Origin of the sequence: Streptomyces thermolilacinus SPC6, from assembly GCF_000478605.2 — a bacterium.
GTDB classification, from domain to species: domain Bacteria; phylum Actinomycetota; class Actinomycetes; order Streptomycetales; family Streptomycetaceae; genus Streptomyces; species Streptomyces thermolilacinus.
Map to the genome: position 1 here is coordinate 5,104,528 of NZ_ASHX02000001.1, position 17,036 is coordinate 5,121,563.

General features: G+C 71.3%; 17 protein-coding genes. 12 read left to right on the forward strand and 5 right to left on the reverse strand.

Translation table 11 applies throughout. The features are described from left to right. Positions 1 to 5: 5 nt before the first annotated feature. Positions 6 to 2,093: a transketolase gene (tkt, locus tag J116_RS22050; RefSeq protein ID WP_023589253.1), complete on the reverse strand. Its 2,088-nt coding sequence runs from the start codon at positions 2,091 to 2,093 to the stop codon at positions 6 to 8. Between the two features lie 378 nt (positions 2,094 to 2,471). Between tkt and J116_RS22055 the strand changes: the two genes are divergently transcribed. Continuing rightward, positions 2,472 to 3,467 (forward strand): heme o synthase, encoded by a 996-nt coding sequence (locus tag J116_RS22055; RefSeq protein ID WP_099048186.1) that lies wholly within the window; start codon positions 2,472 to 2,474, stop codon positions 3,465 to 3,467. 97 nt (positions 3,468 to 3,564) lie between these two features. Continuing rightward, positions 3,565 to 3,888, forward strand: coding sequence for a hypothetical protein (locus J116_RS22060; protein ID WP_023589255.1), 324 nt, complete (start codon positions 3,565 to 3,567; stop codon positions 3,886 to 3,888). A gap of 139 nt (positions 3,889 to 4,027) precedes the next feature. On the opposite strand, the gene J116_RS22065 is transcribed toward J116_RS22060, so the two are convergent. The 3 genes from J116_RS22065 to J116_RS22075 all read right to left on the reverse strand — a co-directional run bounded on the left by J116_RS22065 (position 4,028) and on the right by J116_RS22075 (position 6,762). Continuing rightward, a complete protein-coding gene (locus J116_RS22065; RefSeq protein WP_023589256.1) occupies positions 4,028 to 4,990 on the reverse strand; it encodes a COX15/CtaA family protein in 963 nt (320 codons plus the stop codon). Between the two features lie 81 nt (positions 4,991 to 5,071). Further along, positions 5,072 to 5,839, reverse strand: a complete 768-nt coding sequence (locus J116_RS22070; protein ID WP_023589257.1) for an ABC transporter permease — start codon at positions 5,837 to 5,839, stop codon at positions 5,072 to 5,074. After that, positions 5,836 to 6,762, reverse strand: coding sequence for an ABC transporter ATP-binding protein (locus J116_RS22075; RefSeq protein WP_023589258.1), 927 nt, complete (start codon positions 6,760 to 6,762; stop codon positions 5,836 to 5,838). The genes J116_RS22070 and J116_RS22075 overlap by 4 nt, the downstream gene beginning before the upstream one ends. Positions 6,763 to 7,130: 368 nt before the next feature. Here J116_RS22075 and J116_RS22080 point away from each other — a divergent pair, with 368 nt between their 5' ends. From J116_RS22080 to J116_RS22115, 8 genes are all read left to right on the forward strand, one after another. Further along, the gene (locus J116_RS22080; protein ID WP_023589259.1) at positions 7,131 to 7,883 is read left to right on the forward strand and encodes a helix-turn-helix transcriptional regulator; all 753 of its coding nucleotides are present in this window, start codon (positions 7,131 to 7,133) and stop codon (positions 7,881 to 7,883) included. Continuing rightward, complete coding sequence (gene sufB, locus J116_RS22085) at positions 7,880 to 9,295, forward strand: Fe-S cluster assembly protein SufB (RefSeq protein WP_023589260.1); 1,416 nt, start codon at positions 7,880 to 7,882, stop codon at positions 9,293 to 9,295. The genes J116_RS22080 and sufB overlap by 4 nt, the downstream gene beginning before the upstream one ends. Before the next feature lie 63 nt (positions 9,296 to 9,358). Beyond that, positions 9,359 to 10,534 carry a Fe-S cluster assembly protein SufD gene (gene sufD, locus J116_RS22090; RefSeq protein WP_023589261.1) on the forward strand — a complete coding sequence of 392 codons (1,176 nt, stop codon included), beginning with the start codon at positions 9,359 to 9,361 and terminating at the stop codon, positions 10,532 to 10,534. Then, positions 10,534 to 10,851, forward strand: coding sequence for a bifunctional 3-phenylpropionate/cinnamic acid dioxygenase ferredoxin subunit (locus J116_RS22095; RefSeq protein ID WP_023589262.1), 318 nt, complete (start codon positions 10,534 to 10,536; stop codon positions 10,849 to 10,851). Before sufD ends, J116_RS22095 begins: the two co-directional genes overlap by 1 nt. Before the next feature lie 7 nt (positions 10,852 to 10,858). Then, positions 10,859 to 11,623: a Fe-S cluster assembly ATPase SufC gene (gene sufC, locus J116_RS22100; protein WP_028964391.1), complete on the forward strand. Its 765-nt coding sequence runs from the start codon at positions 10,859 to 10,861 to the stop codon at positions 11,621 to 11,623. Further along, positions 11,620 to 12,876 (forward strand): cysteine desulfurase, encoded by a 1,257-nt coding sequence (locus tag J116_RS22105; protein ID WP_023589264.1) that lies wholly within the window; start codon positions 11,620 to 11,622, stop codon positions 12,874 to 12,876. The genes sufC and J116_RS22105 overlap by 4 nt, the downstream gene beginning before the upstream one ends. 98 nt (positions 12,877 to 12,974) lie before the next feature. Continuing rightward, entirely contained in the window at positions 12,975 to 13,448 is a 474-nt protein-coding gene (gene sufU, locus J116_RS22110; RefSeq protein WP_023589265.1) for a Fe-S cluster assembly sulfur transfer protein SufU, read from the forward strand. Then, complete coding sequence (locus J116_RS22115; protein WP_023589266.1) at positions 13,445 to 13,783, forward strand: metal-sulfur cluster assembly factor; 339 nt, start codon at positions 13,445 to 13,447, stop codon at positions 13,781 to 13,783. Before sufU ends, J116_RS22115 begins: the two co-directional genes overlap by 4 nt. 211 nt (positions 13,784 to 13,994) lie before the next feature. On the opposite strand, the gene J116_RS22120 is transcribed toward J116_RS22115, so the two are convergent. Next, positions 13,995 to 15,269 carry a DUF7847 domain-containing protein gene (locus tag J116_RS22120; protein ID WP_139140506.1) on the reverse strand — a complete coding sequence of 425 codons (1,275 nt, stop codon included), beginning with the start codon at positions 15,267 to 15,269 and terminating at the stop codon, positions 13,995 to 13,997. A 191-nt stretch (positions 15,270 to 15,460) separates the two neighbouring features. Here J116_RS22120 and dapD point away from each other — a divergent pair, with 191 nt between their 5' ends. Together dapD and J116_RS22130 are read left to right on the forward strand one after the other, a co-directional pair. Beyond that, complete coding sequence (dapD, locus tag J116_RS22125; RefSeq protein WP_028964393.1) at positions 15,461 to 16,444, forward strand: 2,3,4,5-tetrahydropyridine-2,6-dicarboxylate N-succinyltransferase; 984 nt, start codon at positions 15,461 to 15,463, stop codon at positions 16,442 to 16,444. 330 nt (positions 16,445 to 16,774) lie between these two features. Then, positions 16,775 to 17,011: a hypothetical protein gene (locus tag J116_RS22130; RefSeq protein WP_235617374.1), complete on the forward strand. Its 237-nt coding sequence runs from the start codon at positions 16,775 to 16,777 to the stop codon at positions 17,009 to 17,011. The last annotated feature ends 25 nt before the right edge of the window (positions 17,012 to 17,036 follow it).

Below are 17,036 nucleotides of genomic sequence, written 5' to 3' on the forward strand. Positions count from 1 at the left end.
TGGCGTCAGCGTGTCGCGGCCGCGATCGATTCCCGCGCGGCGGCGGCGATGGCCTCCGGGGTGAAGCCGTACTCGCGGAACAGCAGCTTCCCGTCGGCCGAGGCACCGAAGTGCTCCAGCGACACGATGCGGCCCGCGTCACCCACGTACCGGTGCCAGGTGAGCCCGATACCGGCCTCCACCGCCACCCGCGCCTTCACCGAGGGCGGCAGCACCGAGTCCCGGTACCCCTGGTCCTGCTCCTCGAACCACTCGACGCACGGCATCGACACGACCCGCGTCGGCACGCCCGCCGCCTGGAGCTGCTCGCGCGCCTCCACGGCCAGGTGCACCTCGGAGCCCGTCGCGATCAGCACGGCCTGCGGCTCGCCGCCCTCGGCGTCGAGGAGCACGTACCCGCCCTTGGCGGCGCCCTCGTTCCACTCGTACGTCGGCACGCCCTGGCGGGTCAGCGCCAGACCGTGCGGGGCGCCCTTGCCGAACTCCTTCGTCCAGCGCCTGAGGATCTCGCGCCAGGCGATGGCCGTCTCGTTGGCGTCGGCAGGACGGACCACGTTCAGGCCCGGGATCGCGCGCAGCGACGCCAGGTGCTCCACCGGCTGGTGGGTCGGGCCGTCCTCGCCGAGGCCGATCGAGTCGTGCGTCCACACGTACGTCACCGGCAGGTGCATCAGCGCCGACAGCCGCACCGCGTTGCGCATGTAGTCGGAGAACACCAGGAAGGTGCCGCCGAAGATCCGCGTGTTGCCGTGCAGGGCGATGCCGTTCATCTCGGCGGCCATCGCGTGCTCGCGGATACCGAAGTGGATCGTCCGGCCGTACGGGTCGGCCTCCGGCAGCGGGTTGCCCTCGGGCAGGAACGACGACGTCTTGTCGATCGTCGTGTTGTTCGAGCCGGCCAGGTCGGCGGAGCCGCCCCACAGCTCGGGGATGACCGCGCCGAGCGCCTGGAGGACCTTGCCGGACGCGGCGCGCGTGGCGACGCCCTTGCCCGTCTCGAAGACCGGGAGCTTCTCCTCCCAGCCCTTGGGCAGCTCGCCCGCGGAGATCCGGTCGAACTCGGCGGCGCGCTCCGGGTTGGCGGCGCGCCACTCCTTCAGCTCCTGCTCCCAGGCGGCGCGGGCCTCGCGGCCCCGGTCCAGGGCCTTGCGGGTGTGCGCGATGACCTCGTCGGACACCTCGAACGACTGCTCCGGGTCGAAGCCCAGGACGCGCTTGGTGGCCGCGACCTCCTCGTCGCCCAGCGCGGAGCCGTGCGACGCCTCGGTGTTCTGCGCGTTCGGCGCGGGCCAGGCGATGATCGAGCGCATCGCGATGAACGACGGGCGGCCGGTCTCCGCCTTCGCCGCCTGGATCGCCGCGTACAGGGCGGCCGGGTCGAGGTCACCGTTCTCCTGCTGCTCGACGCGCTGCACGTGCCAGCCGTACGCCTCGTACCGCTTGAGGGTGTCCTCGGAGACGGCGGTCTCGGTGTCGCCCTCGATCGAGATGTGGTTGTCGTCCCACAGCATGATCAGGTTGCCGAGCTTCTGGTGCCCGGCCATCGAGGACGCCTCGGCGGCGATGCCCTCCTGGAGGCAGCCGTCACCGGCGATGACGTACACGAAGTGGTCGAACGGCGAGGTGCCGGGCGCCGCCTCCGGGTCGAACAGGCCGCGCTCGTAGCGGGCGGCCATCGCCATGCCCACGGCGTTGGCGACGCCCTGGCCCAGCGGGCCGGTCGTGGTCTCCACACCCTTGGTGTGGCCGTACTCCGGGTGGCCCGGCGTCTTCGAGCCCCAGGTGCGGAACGCCTTCAGATCGTCCAGCTCCAGGCCGAACCCGGCCAGGTACAGCTGGGTGTAGAGCGTCAGCGAGGAGTGGCCCGCGGACAGCACGAAGCGGTCGCGTCCGGCCCAGTCCGGGTCCGCGGGGTCGTGGCGCATCACCTTCTGGAAGAGCGTGTACGCCGCGGGGGCCAGGCTCATCGCCGTACCAGGATGGCCGTTGCCGACCTTCTGTACGGCGTCCGCGGCCAGGACACGGGCGGTGTCGACGGCACGCTGGTCCAGTGCGGTCCATTCGAGGTCTGTGGTGGTCGGCTTGATGCTCACCCTCGGTCAGGGCTCCTCTCCACATGTCGCAGGCCGATGACGTCGGTGCACCGGCCGCTGCCGAGCCTATCCCGTCACCAGGCCCGATTTTCCGGCCCACAAGCGGGTCCCGCCACCCGCGACCGCTCCTGTTCACCACCTGTATACGAGGCCGCTCATCCGATCGCTCATCCGTGCCCCGACCCCGCGAACAGCGCTCATCGGAGCGCTCGTACGAGACTGGGTGCCGCCCGTCTGCGCCCCCGTGTCCGCGCGCCCGTCCCGGGGCGGGTGAACACGACCCACCCCCGCGAAGGGCGAGGTATGGGCAACGTCTACAGTGGCGTGGTACGCGCGAGTCTTCACCGGCCCATCACGTCAAGGGGCGGGCTCGCAGGGATGTCTCTGTCAGGGGTGTGCGTGACGGCCGTCGAATCCCGTCCTGGGGGCACTTCCCAGGCCCTCAAGGCTCTGGGGGAGGGTGTACCCGGGACGAGCCCAGTCCATCGGCCGTTCGGGGCCCGCGTCAAGGCGTTCGTGGCACTGACCAAGCCGCGGATCATCGAACTGCTGCTGATCACCACGGTTCCCGTCATGTTCCTCGCGGAACAGGGCGTACCGGATCTGCTGCTTGTACTCCACACGTGTTTCGCCGGCTACCTGTCGGCGGGCGGCGCCAACGCGCTGAACATGTACATCGACCGGGACATCGACGCGCTCATGGACCGCACGTCGCAGCGTCCCCTCGTCACCGGCATGGTCTCGCCCCGCGAGGGCCTCGTCTTCGGTCTCGCGCTCGGTGTCGTGTCCACGCTCTGGTTCGGCCTGTTCGTCAACTGGCTGTCGGCGTGGCTCGCCCTCGGCGCGCTCCTCTTCTACGTGATCGTCTACACGATGATCCTCAAGCGCCGCACGGCGCAGAACATCGTGTGGGGCGGCATCGCCGGCTGCATGCCGGTCCTCATCGGCTGGTCGTCGGTCACGAACTCCATGTCGTGGGCCGCGGTCATCCTCTTCCTCGTCATCTTCTTCTGGACACCGCCCCACTACTGGCCGCTGTCCATGAAGGTGAAGGACGACTACGCGCGCGTCGGCGTGCCGATGCTCCCGGTCGTCGCCTCCAACAAGGTCGTCGCCCGGCAGATCGTCCTCTACAGCTGGGTGATGGTCCTCGTCTCCCTGCTGCTCCAGCCGCTCGGCTACACCGGCTGGTTCTACACGGCCGTGGCGCTGGCCACCGGCGGCTGGTGGCTGTGGGAGGCGCACGCCCTCCAGCACCGCGCCAGGACCGGGGCGACCGGCCCGAAGCTGAAGGAGATGCGGCTCTTCCACTGGTCCATCACCTACGTCTCGCTGCTCTTCGTGGCGGTCGCGGTGGACCCGTTCGTGCGCTGACCGCACCCGGTTCGACCGCCTGACGGGCGGGTCGCGTGGCCAAGGCCACGTGGCCCGCCCGTCGCACGTTGATCTACCCGGCAGTAGCATCCTGTTCATGGCAGACACCACCAAGCAGGCAGAGCGCACGGCGGCGAAGCTCGCCAAGCAGATCCAGGCGTTCGCCACGAAGCACGGCGGCGCCCAGGGCCAGCTCGCCTACACAGGGCAGGCCGGCACGCGGATCGTGCTCGTCGGCGAGGACGGCGGCTGGGGCGACCTGGTCGCGCCCAGCCAGGAGATCGCGCAGGGCGCCGCCGAGAAGGCCGGCCTCACCCTGCACGAGACGTTCGACGGCGAGCTCGCCGCGAAGGTCCGCACGGGCCCGTACGAGTGGAGCCGCATGGCCGGCATCCAGCTCGGCGGCGAACCCACCAAGTAGGCCGCGGGTCCCTCGCCCCGCCCCCGGCAGCGCCACGCCCCATGCCCGTGGCGGCATACGAAGACGCCCGGGGCGTCGCCCGGACGGTTCACCCGTCCCGGCGACGCCCCGGGCGTCTTGCCGTACCCCTGCCCGCCGCTCAGGCCGCCGTGAGCGCCGCGTCCCCCGACGGGGCGGGCACCGGCGCCGACGGCAGCGGCCGCTCGCGCAGGCTCAGCACCAGACGCAGCACCGCCACCCACAGCAGCGCCGAGCCGAGCATGTGGGCGCCCACCAGGATCTCCGGGACACCGGTGAAGTACTGCACATAGCCGATACCGCCCTGGAGCAGCAGAACCAGCAGCAGGTCACGGGCGCGCGCCCGCACGTCGTCCGGGGCGTCGACCACCCGCAGGACGAAGAACATCGCGACGGCGCCGACGCAGACGATCCACGCGAACGCCGCGTGCACCTGCGCGACCGTCGTGTAGTCGAACGGCATGCGCGGCACGTCGCTGCTGTCGCCCGCGTGCTTGCCGCTGCCGGTCACCGCCGTGCCCGCCACGATCAGCACCGCCGACAGGGCGACCAGCGCCCAGCCCAGCTTGCGCACCGGGCCGGGGACGCGGGGCCGCGCCGGGGTGTCGCCCTCACCGGCGCGGACCCAGGTGACGACCGCGACGGTCAGCAGCGCGTTCGCCGCGATGAAGTGCCCGGCGACCGTCCACGGGTTCAGGCCCATCCAGACGGTGATGCCGCCCAGCACGGCGTTGCTCGCCACGATCCAGAACTGGAGCCAGCCCAGCCGGGTCAGCCCGCGGCGCCACGGCTTCGTCGAGCGGGCGGCGACGATCGCCCAGCCGACGGCCGCCGACAGGACGTACGTCAGCATCCGGTTGCCGAACTCGATGGCGCCGTGGACGCCCTGCTCGGGCGTGGCGAACAGACTGTCGTCGGTGCACTTGGGCCAGGTGTCGCAGCCCAGGCCGGAGCCGGTCAGCCGGACCGCGCCGCCCGTGACGATGATGACGACGGTCATGACGACCGCGCTGAACGCGGCCCGCCGGAGCGTGCGGGGCGACGGCGTCCAGCGCTGGGCAATGAAGGCGAGAGGGGTCAACACGGACCTATCGTAGGTCGCCGCTTGTGCACGCTTTCACGAGGGGGGTACGCGACGGCGCCCGCGCGGTACGGGCCGGGGCGGCTACTCCCAGCGGAAGAACCGCGCCGCCGCGCCCAGCCCCGCGACCGCCCACGCGGCCAGCACGCCCAGCTGCCCCCACGGCATGCCCGCGCCGTGCTGGAGCACGTCCCGCAGGCCGCCGGAGAGCGCTGAGATCGGCAGCCACTCCAGCGCCGCCCGCGCCGCGTCAGGGAACCGGTCCAGAGGCACGACGACCCCGCCGCCCACCAGGAGCAGCAGGAACACCAGGTTCGCCGCCGCCAGCGTCGCCTCCGCCCTGAGCGTGCCCGCCATCAGCAGCCCGAGCCCGGAGAACGCGGCGGTCCCGGCGACCAGCAGCAGGAGCACCGCGAGGGGGCTGCCCTGCGGCGACCAGCCGAGCGCCAGGGCGATGGCGGTCAGCAGCAGCACCTGGAGGACCTCGGTGACCAGCACGGCCAGCGTCTTGGCGGCCATGAGCGCCCAGCGGGGGAGCGGTGACGCGCCGAGGCGCTTGAGCACCCCGTACCGCCGCTCGAAGCCCGTGGCGATGGCCTGCCCGGTGAACGCGGTGGACATCACGGCCAGGGCGAGCACGCCCGGAGCGAGGAAGTCCACGGCCGCGCCGCCGCCCGTGTCCACGATGTCCACGGTGGAGAACAGCACCAGCAGCAGCGACGGGATGACGACGGTGAGCAGCAGCTGCTCGCCGTTGCGCAGCAGCATCCGGGTCTCCAGCGCGGCCTGCGCGGCGATCATCCGCCCGACGGGCGCGGCCCCCGGCCTCGGGGTGTACGTACCGCTGTTCATCCGCGCAGCTCCTTGCCGGTCAGCTCCAGGAAGACGTCCTCCAGCGTGTGGCGCTCCACCGCGATGCCGTCCGGCATCACCCCGTTCTGGGCGCACCAGCTGGTGACCGTGGCGAGGAGCTGCGGGTCGATCGCGCCGGTGATCCGGTACGAGCCGGGGGCGGTCTCGGCGGCGGCCGTGCCGTCGGGCAGCGCCTTGAGGAGGGAGCCCAGGTCGAGACCGGGGCGGCCGGTGAAGCGCAGCGAGTTCTCGGCGCCGCCCCGGCACAGCCGCTCGGGACTGTCCTGGGCGACGACGCGCCCGGCGTCCACGATCGCCACGTCGTCGGCGAGCTGTTCGGCCTCGTCCATGAAGTGGGTGGTCAGCACAACGGTCACCCCGTCGGCGCGCAGCTCGCGCACCAGGTCCCAGGTGGAGCGGCGGGCCTGCGGGTCGAGGCCGGCGGTCGGCTCGTCCAGGAAGACCAGCTCGGGCCGCCCGACGACCGCCATGGCGAGGGCGAGCCGCTGCTGTTGCCCGCCGGACAGCCGCCGGTAGGGCGTACGGCCGCAGGAGCCCAGGCCCAGGCGCTCGATCAGGGCGTCCACGTCCAGGGGGTGGGCGTGCAGTTTCGCCATGTGGCGCAGCATCTCGTCGGCGCGGGCGCCCGAGTAGACCCCGCCCGACTGGAGCATCACGCCGATCCGGGGGCGGAGCCTCGCCGCGTCGGCGACCGGGTCGAGGCCGAGGACGCGGACGGTGCCCGCGTCGGGCCTGCGGTACCCCTCGCAGGTCTCGACGGTGGTGGTCTTGCCGGCCCCGTTGGGGCCGAGGACGGCGGTGACGGTGCCGGCGCGGACGTCGAGGTCGAGCCCGTCCACCGCGGTCTTGTTCCCGTACCGCTTGACCAGGCCCCGTACCCGGACGGCGGACTCGTTTCGCATGGCAGCCAAGTCTAGGCAGCCGCCGCGCCCGCCAGGGCCGCGGGTCCGGCGGCGGGGCCCGGGGCGGCCCCGGGGCCGGTCCGCTGCCGGTTCCGGGGGTCCGGGGGCGGTTCGGCGCGCGGTCCCTCGCCGGTCCGGCGCCCGATCCCGGCCGGTGCCGGGCCCGGTCCGCGGCCGCTACGGGGCCCGTTCCTGGCGGTCCGTGGCGGGGGCGGGGGTGCCCCCGGGCCCGTGCCCGGCGGACCGCGCGCCGGGCCCCGGTGATCGTTTCCGCAGGTCAGGTTAGGTTTCCCTAAGTGACGCACGGCACCGGGGGGTCGTACCGGCGCGGCTTGTCACTCTCTCCGGAATTACGCAACAATGGCGTTGTGAAAAACGTCGGTGAGACTCCCACGGCCTCCGGGGAGGAGCTCGCGACCGGAGAGCGGTCCACCCGCAACCGGGTCGCGCGGTCCATCCTGGACCACGGCCCGTCCACCGTCGCGGAACTCGCCCAGCGGCTCGGCCTCACCCAGGCCGCCGTGCGCCGGCACCTCGACGCGCTCGTCGGGGACGGTGTGGTCGCGCCGCGCGAACAGCGCGTCTACGGCGCCCGCACCCGGGGCCGCCCCGCCAAGGTCTTCGCGCTGACCGACTGCGGCCGGGACGCCTTCGACCAGTCGTACGACAGCCTCGCGGTCGACGCACTGCGCTGGATCGAGCAGAACGCCGGGGGAGAGGCCGCCGTGGCCGCCTTCGCCCGCGACCGGATCGAGGCCCAGGCCGAGGCGTACCGCGAAGCCGTCGAGTCGGCGCCGCCGCAGCGGCGGGCCGAGGCGCTGGCCAGGGCGCTGAGCGCGGACGGGTACGCTGCGACCGCGCGCGAGGCGCCGGTCGGGCAGGTCGGGCAGCAGCTGTGCCAGCACCACTGCCCGGTCGCCCACGTCGCGGAGCGGTATCCGCAGCTCTGCGAGGCGGAGACGGAGATCTTCTCCCGACTGCTCGGGACGCACGTCCAGCGGCTGGCCACCATCGCCCACGGCGACGGGGTCTGCACGACGTTCATTCCGCACAGCGATCCGAAGCACCCCAAGACCCCTTCATCACCATCCGCAAGCACGGCCGGGAGGAACCCCGCATGACCACCGAGATCAGCCACCCCGAGCTCGAGGGCCTGGGTCGGTACGAATATGGCTGGGCCGACCCGGACGCGGCCGGTGCCGTCGCCAAGCGCGGTCTCAACGAGGACGTCGTCCGCGACATCTCCGCGAAGAAGAACGAGCCCGAGTGGATGCTGAAGCTGCGGCTGAAGGGTCTGCGCCTGTTCGAGAAGAAGCCCATGCCGACCTGGGGCTCCGACCTCTCCGGCATCGACTTCGACAACATCAAGTACTTCGTCCGGTCCACCGAGAAGCAGGCCGAGTCCTGGGAGGACCTGCCGGAGGACATCAAGAACACGTACGACAAGCTCGGCATCCCCGAGGCGGAGAAGCAGCGCCTCGTCGCCGGTGTCGCGGCCCAGTACGAGTCCGAGGTCGTCTACCACCAGATCCGCGAGGACCTGGAGTCCCAGGGCGTGATCTTCCTGGACACGGACACCGCGCTCAAGGAGCACCCGGAGCTCTTCCAGGAGTACTTCGGCACGGTCATCCCCGTCGGCGACAACAAGTTCGCCTCGCTGAACACGGCCGTGTGGTCCGGCGGCTCCTTCATCTACGTGCCGAAGGGCGTGCACGTGGACATCCCGCTCCAGGCCTACTTCCGGATCAACACGGAGAACATGGGCCAGTTCGAGCGGACGCTGATCATCGTGGACGAGGACGCCTACGTCCACTACGTCGAGGGCTGCACCGCGCCGATCTACTCCTCCGACTCGCTGCACAGCGCCGTCGTGGAGATCATCGTCAAGAAGGGCGCGCGCTGCCGCTACACGACCATCCAGAACTGGTCGAACAACGTCTACAACCTGGTCACCAAGCGGGCCGTGGCCTACGAGGGCGCGACCATGGAGTGGGTCGACGGCAACATCGGCTCCAAGGTCACCATGAAGTACCCGGCCGTCTACCTGATGGGCGAGCACGCCAAGGGCGAGACCCTGTCCATCGCCTTCGCCGGTGAGGGCCAGCACCAGGACGCCGGGGCCAAGATGGTCCACATGGCGCCGAACACCTCCTCCAACATCGTCTCCAAGTCGGTGGCGCGAGGCGGTGGCCGCACCTCCTACCGCGGCCTCATCGAGATCGGCGAGGGCGCCCCGGGCTCCAAGTCCAACGTCCTGTGCGACGCGCTCCTGGTGGACACGATCTCCCGCTCCGACACGTACCCGTACGTCGACGTGCGCGAGGACGACGTCTCCATGGGCCACGAGGCCACGGTCTCCAAGGTCTCGGAGGACCAGCTCTTCTACCTGATGAGCCGCGGCCTCTCCGAGGACGAGGCCATGGCGATGATCGTGCGCGGCTTCGTCGAGCCGATCGCCAAGGAGCTGCCGATGGAGTACGCCCTGGAGCTCAACCGGCTGATCGAGCTCCAGATGGAGGGCTCGGTCGGCTGACGCCGCACCGCCCCCCGCACGACTTGACGACGCACGCACGTAGGAAGAGAAACCACGACAGCCATGGCTGAGAACATCCCGGTGGGCTCGACCACCGCCGGCTCCATCGCGGTGGCGGCCGAGTCGACCGTCGCCACGCGCATGAGCGCCCCCCCGTCCTTCGACGTCGCGGACTTCCCCGTCCCGCACGGCCGTGAGGAGGAGTGGCGGTTCACGCCGCTGGAGCGTCTGCGCGGACTGCACGACGGCACCGCCGACGCCACCGGTGAAGGGGTGCGCGTCGACGTGACCGCGCCCGACGCCGTCACCGTCGAGGCCGTCGGCCGCGACGACGCGCGGCTCGGCAAGGCGGGCACGCCGGTGGACCGGGTCGCCGCCCAGGCGTACTCCTCGTTCGAGAAGGCCACGGTCGTCACCGTGCCGAAGGAGGCCGTGCTCACCGAGCCCGTCCGCATCGCCGTGCACGGGCAGGGCGGCACCTCCTTCGGCCACCTCGTGGTCGAGGTCGGCGCGTTCGCCGAGGCCGTCGTGGTCATCGACCACACGGGTGAGGCCGTCCTCGCCGCCAACGTGGACTACGTCCTCGGCGACGGCGCCAAGCTGACGGTCGTCTCCGTCCAGGACTGGGACGACCGGGCCGTCCACGTGGCGCAGCACAACGCGCTCGTCGGCCGGGACGCCTCCTTCAAGTCCGTCGTCGTCACCTTCGGCGGGGACCTGGTCCGCATCCACCCGCGCGTCGCGTACGCCGGGACGGGCGGCGAGGCGCAGCTGTTCGGCCTGTACTTCACCAACGCGGGCCAGCACCAGGAGCACCGCCTCCTGGTCGATCACAACGCCCCGCACTGCACGTCGAACGTCGTCTACAAGGGCGCCCTCCAGGGCGAGCAGGCGCACGCCGTGTGGATCGGCGACGTGCTGATCCAGGCGTCCGCCGAGGGCACCGACACGTACGAGATGAACCGGAACCTCGTCCTCACGGACGGCGCCCGGGTCGACTCGGTGCCCAACCTGGAGATCGAGACCGGTGAGATCGCCGGTGCCGGCCACGCCTCGGCGACCGGCCGCTTCGACGACGAGCAGCTGTTCTACCTGATGGCCCGTGGCATCCCGGAGGTCGAGGCGCGCCGCCTCGTCGTCCGCGGCTTCTTCGCCGAGCTGGTCCAGCAGATCGGCCTGCCCGACGTCGAGGAGCGGCTCATCGAGAAGATCGAGGCGGAGCTGGAGGCGTCCGTCTGATGGCCTTCGTCCGCGTCTGTGGCCTGAGCGAGCTGACGGAGGACACCCCCAAGCGGGTGGAGATCGACGGCACGCCGGTCTCCGTCGTCCTCACCGAGGGGGAGGTGTTCGCGATCAACGACATCTGCTCGCACGCGAACGTCTCCCTCTCCGAGGGCGAGGTCGAGGACTGCGCCATCGAGTGCTGGCTGCACGGCTCCAGCTTCGACCTCCGTACCGGCAAGCCGTCCGGCCTTCCCGCGACGCGCCCCGTCCCCGTATACCCCGTAAAGATCGAAGGGGACGATGTGCTCGTCTCCGTCACCCAGGAGTCCTGAGTCACCCATGGCAACGCTTGAAATCCGCGACCTGCACGTCACCGTCGAGGTCGAGAACGGCACGAAGGAAATCCTCAAGGGCGTCGACCTGACCGTGAAGCAGGGCGAGACCCACGCCATCATGGGCCCCAACGGCTCCGGCAAGTCCACCCTCGCCTACTCCCTCGCCGGTCACCCCAAGTACACGATCACCGGCGGCACCGTCACCCTCGACGGCGAGGACGTCCTGGAGATGTCCGTCGATGAGCGCGCCCGCGCCGGCCTCTTCCTCGCCATGCAGTACCCGGTCGAGGTCCCCGGCGTCTCCGTCTCCAACTTCCTGCGCACCTCCGCCACCGCCGTCCGCGGCGAGGCCCCGAAGCTGCGCACGTGGGTGAAGGAGGTCCGCGAGGCCATGGAGCGCCTCAACATGGACCCGGCCTTCGCCGAGCGGAACGTGAACGAGGGCTTCTCCGGCGGTGAGAAGAAGCGCCACGAGATCCTCCAGCTGGAGCTGCTCAAGCCGAAGATCGCGATCCTGGACGAGACCGACTCCGGCCTCGACGTGGACGCCCTGCGCATCGTCTCCGAGGGCGTCAACCGCGTCCGCGAGACCGGCGAGGTCGGCACGCTGCTGATCACGCACTACACGCGCATCCTGCGCTACATCAAGCCCGACCACGTCCATGTCTTCGCCGGCGGCAGGATCGTCCAGTCGGGCGGCCCCGAGCTGGCCGACAAGCTGGAGGCGGAGGGCTACGAGTCCTACGCGAAGGGTGGCGTATCCGCGTGACACAGCTGCCGGGCCTCCTCGACGCTGAGGCGATCCGCAAGGACTTCCCGATCCTGGACCGTGTCCTCCACGACGGCAAGAAGCTCGTCTACCTGGACAACGCGGCGACGTCCCAGACGCCGCGCCAGGTGATCGACGTGCTCAGCGAGTACTACGAGCAGCACAACGCCAACGTCCACCGTGGTGTGCACGTCCTCGCCGAGGAGGCCACGGAGCTGTACGAGGGCGCCCGCGACAAGGTGGCCGCCTTCATCAACGCGCCCAGCCGCAACGAGGTGATCTTCACCAAGAACGCCTCGGAGTCGCTGAACCTGGTCGCGAACATGCTCGGCTGGGCCGACGAGCCCTACCGCGTGGACTCCGACACCGAGATCGTCATCACGGAGATGGAGCACCACTCCAACATCGTCCCGTGGCAGCTGCTGGCGCAGCGCACCGGTGCGAAGCTGAAGTGGTTCGGGCTCACCGACGACGGCCGGCTCGACCTCTCCAGGATCGACGAGGTCATCACACCGAAGACGAAGATCGTCTCCTTTGTGCTGGTCTCCAACATCCTCGGCACGTTCAACCCGGTCGAGGCCATCGTGCGCCGCGCCCAGGAGGTCGGCGCGCTCGTCCTCATCGACGCGTCGCAGGCCGCGCCGCACATGGCGCTGGACGTGCAGGCCCTCCAGGCCGACTTCGTGGCGTTCACCGGCCACAAGATGTGCGGCCCGACCGGCATCGGCGTGCTGTGGGGCCGCCAGGAGCTGCTGGAGGACCTCCCGCCGTTCCTCGGCGGCGGCGAGATGATCGAGACCGTCTCGATGAGTTCGTCCACGTACGCCCCCGCGCCCCACAAGTTCGAGGCGGGCACGCCGCCGATCGCCCAGGCCGTCGGGCTCGGCGCGGCGGTGGACTACCTGTCCGCGATCGGCATGGACAAGATCGCCGCTCATGAGCACGCGCTCACCGAGTACGCGATCCAGCGCCTGCAGGAGGTCCCCGACCTGCGGATCATCGGCCCCACCACGGCCGAGGACCGCGGCGCGGCGATCTCCTTCACGCTCGGCGACATCCACCCCCACGATGTCGGCCAGGTCCTCGACGAGCAGGGCATCGCGGTCCGCGTCGGCCACCACTGCGCGCGGCCCGTCTGCCTCCGGTACGGAATTCCCGCGACCACGCGAGCGTCGTTCTATCTGTACTCCACGCCCGCCGAGGTGGACGCCCTGGTGGACGGCCTGGAGCACGTCCGCAACTTCTTCGGATGAGGGACTGACTGACTCGTGCTGTGCTTTCCCGGGGGGACGGCCCCCGGCCCCCGGGGGACACACGGTGCGGCGACCGACGGGACGCGAGGTTAATCGTTGTGAAGCTGGATTCGATGTACCAGGACGTCATCCTGGACCACTACAAGAACCCGCACGGGCGGGGCTTGCGGCCGGGCGACGCCGAGGTGCACCACGTCAACCCGACGTGCGGTGACGAGATCACGCTCCGCGTGAAGTACGACGGCTCCCGCGTCGTGGACGTGTCGTACGAGGGGCAGGGCTGCTCCATCAGCCAGGCCTCGGCCTCCGTGCTGAACGAGCTCCTGGTCGGCAAGGAGCTCCAGGAGGCGCAGCGGGTCCAGGCGACGTTCCTGGAGCTGATGCAGTCCAAGGGCCGGATCGAGCCGGACGACGCGATGGAGGAGCTGCTGGAGGACGCGGTCGCGTTCGCCGGCGTCTCCAAGTACCCGGCCCGGGTGAAGTGCGCGCTGCTGAGCTGGATGGCGTGGAAGGACGCGACCGCCCAGGCCCTGGGCGAAGAGCCCGCGAACGCGGATAGGAAGACGGCATGAGCGAGAACGAGACGGCAACGGTGAAGCCCGCGTCCGAGGAGGAGATCCGGGAGGCGCTGTACGACGTGGTCGACCCCGAGCTGGGCATCGACGTCGTCAACCTGGGCCTGATCTACGGCATCCACGTGGACGACTCCAACGTCGCGACGCTGGACATGACGCTGACGTCGGCGGCCTGCCCGCTGACGGACGTGATCGAGGACCAGGCGAAGGCGGCGACGGACGGCATCGTCAACGAGTTGAAGATCAACTGGGTCTGGATGCCGCCGTGGGGCCCGGACAAGATCACGGACGATGGGCGTGAGCAGCTGCGCGCGCTCGGCTTCAACGTCTGAGACCGGCGGCCCGGCGGTTCCGCCGGGCCCGGGACACGAGAACGGCCATGCCCCCGCGGGCATGGCCGTTCTCGTGTGTCCGGGGTGCGCCCGGGTGTTCGGCGTGGGCGTTCCGTCCGGAGCCGTCCGGAGCCGTCCGGGCGTACCGGTGAGCTCCAGGTGTTCCCGGCGTTCCGTGCGGGCGTTTACGCGGGGCGTCTGACCGGGGCGTTTACGCGGGGTGGGACGGCCCCGCGTACGGCTGCGGGGGAGTCTGCGGGTAGGGCTGCGGGGCGGGCCGCACCCCGGCGGCCTCGGCCAGCGAGGCGGCGAGGTTCTCCGTGCGCATGCGCCGGTCCACGTAGAGGACGGCGTTCATCAGGGGAGCGAACACCGAGGTCACCGTCTGCGCGATGACGCTGCCGAGCGTGGTGATCGCTATCGACGAGACCATCGCGGCCAGCACGGGCGCGAGGGACGGCTCCTGCGGGCTCCCCGCGGACAGGGACGCGGTCGGGATCATGCCGGCCAGCTGGAAGGGCATCTGCACGATCCAGGCCGCGAACCCGGCCATGATCGCGGCGAGCAGGGTGATGCCGAACACCCGCCACCAGTCGCCGTGCACCAGCCGGGCGGAGCGGCGCAGGGCGGCGATAGGGCCCAGCCCCTCGAAGACCACCGCCGCGGGGGCGAGGCTGAACCGGACCCACAGCCAGACGCCCACCAGGCCGGCGCCCAGGGCGGCCAGCAGCGCCACGGGCGCCAGCCAGCCGGGTATGGACCAGAGCTGCGGCGCCTCCTCCAGCATGGAGAAGAGGGAGACCATCGCGCTGACCCAGCCCACGGCGAACAGGAAGAACACCGGCACCACGGTCATCACGGCCACGAGGAGGTTGGCGCCCACCACCGCCCACACCCGGGACCACGACTCGCGCCAGACGGTGCCGAACGGGACGGTCCGCCCCAGCACCGCGCCGCGCAGGGCCGCCGCGCACGCCGCCTGGACGAGACTCGTGCCCAGCAGCACCAGGAGCAGGGCGCCCACCCAGACCACGCCGAAGCCGAAGGCGAAGGACGTCATCGTCTCCGCGTCCGGCAGCGTCTCCCGCGTCTCCAGCTCCAGCAGGGACTTCTCCAGGCTGTCGTAGCCCAGGTACACCGCCGCACCGGCGAGCAGCCCGAGGAAGCCGAAGACCAGCAGCGACATCCCCAGCAGCTGCTTCCAGGACCGGCCGAGGGTCCCGAACGCGCCGCCGAGGATGCCGCCGAGACCCAGCGGAGCCAGCGGGATCACGCCCGGCTTCGGCGGGGGCGGCGCTCCCCAGCCCCAGCCGCCGTGGGGCAGCTGCCCGAAGGGGGCACCGGCGCCGGGCGGCGCGGGCGTCCCGTACGGTCCGGGCGGCGGGCCCGGCGGGAGGTACGGCGGCATACCGGGCGGCGTGCCGGGTGGCGTGCCCGCTCTGCCGGGCTCGTCGGAGGGGGCTCCCCGACCGCTGTCCTGTGTCATGCGCTGCACTCCTGTTCGACGACCCTGTGCTGGACCGGCACAGTAGCCCGGCGCTTCCGGCCACCGGAGGGTGGGTGCTCGACGGGGGCCGGGGGCGGTACGGGTGCGTTCGTGGCTCCCGGGCACTCGTGCCGTGCTCGCGGGGTGGTACCGGTTAGCACCGGTGGCGTCCGGGCGGTTAGGTTCGGGGCATGACTTCTGCACCTCGTACCACCGGAGCCGTGGCCGCGGGCCTCGCCACCATCGCCGCCGACGGCACCGTTCTCGACACCTGGTTCCCCGCGCCCGAGCTGAGCGAGGAGGCCGGGCCCGCCGGGACCGAGCGGCTCAGCGCCGACCGGGCCGTCGGCCTCCTCGGCGAGGGCGCCGCCAAGGCAATCGGCACCGACGCGCGGCGCGGCGTCGAGGTCGTCGCCGTACGCACGGTGATCGCGTCCCTGGACGAGAAGCCGATCGACGCGCACGACGCCTACCTGCGGCTGCACCTGCTCAGCCACCGGCTGGTCAAGCCGCACGGCCAGAACCTCGACGGCGTCTTCGGCCTGCTCGCCAACGTCGCCTGGACCTCGCTCGGCCCGGTCGCCGTGGACGACATCGAGAAGGTCCGCCTCAACGCCCGCGCCGAGGGCCTGCACCTCCAGGTCACGAGCATCGACAAGTTCCCGCGCATGACGGACTACGTCGTACCGAAGGGCGTGCGCATCGCGGACGCCGACCGCGTCCGGCTCGGCGCGCACCTGGCGGCCGGGACGACCGTCATGCACGAGGGCTTCGTCAACTTCAACGCGGGCACGCTCGGCACGTCCATGGTCGAGGGCCGCATCTCCGCGGGCGTCGTCATCGGCGACGGCTCCGACATCGGCGGCGGCGCCTCCACGATGGGCACCCTGTCCGGCGGCGGCAACGTCGTGATCTCCGTCGGCGAGCGCTGCCTCATCGGCGCCGAGGCGGGCGTGGGCATCGCGCTGGGCGACGAGTGCGTGGTCGAGGCGGGCCTGTACATCACCGCCGGTACGCGCGTCACCATGCCCGACGGCCAGATCGTGAAGGCCCGCGAGCTGTCGGGCGCGTCGAACATCCTGTTCCGTCGCAACTCGGTCACCGGCACGGTCGAGGCCCGCCCGAACAACGCCGTCTGGGGCGGCCTGAACGACATCCTGCACAGCCACAACTGACCACGGGCGGCCGCGCCCCGCGGCCGCCTCCTCGACCGGCGCCCGGACCCGCCGCCGAGCTGTCGGCGCCAGCCCGACGCCGGGTCAGCATCGAGCGCCCTCCCACGGCCCCAGGCCGGCCCGGGAGGGCGCTCGTGCGCGGGCGCTTCGGGCGGAGCCGGGGGCCTTCCGCGCCGTGCTTCTGTGGGATGGTCGTGAACCTGGGTGATCGACGACGGCAGTGAGGTGCCGGTGACCTCCGGCACCGTGCGGCAGGCGCTTCAGGAGAGGATCGCCTGAGGGCAGCACGAGACATGGCTGGCCGGCTCGTCCGGCCGCCTGGTGGCCTTCGTGACCAACGGTGAGCGGGCGATGATGTCGCTGCTCGACGAAGAAGGCGACCCCGGCGAGCACGCGGTCGACCCGGGAGCCCGCGGGTCGAGCAGGGGCTTCGTTCTCTCCGACGGACAGCACGACGAGTATCCGGACGAGGACACCGTGCCGCTTGAGGAAACGTTCAGGGTCCTCCGCCACATCTTGAGCGCGGGGTCCTGGCCTTCCGACGCATCGTGGGTGGTCGATCACTGAGGAAGCCCGCTGCCGGGAGTTCACA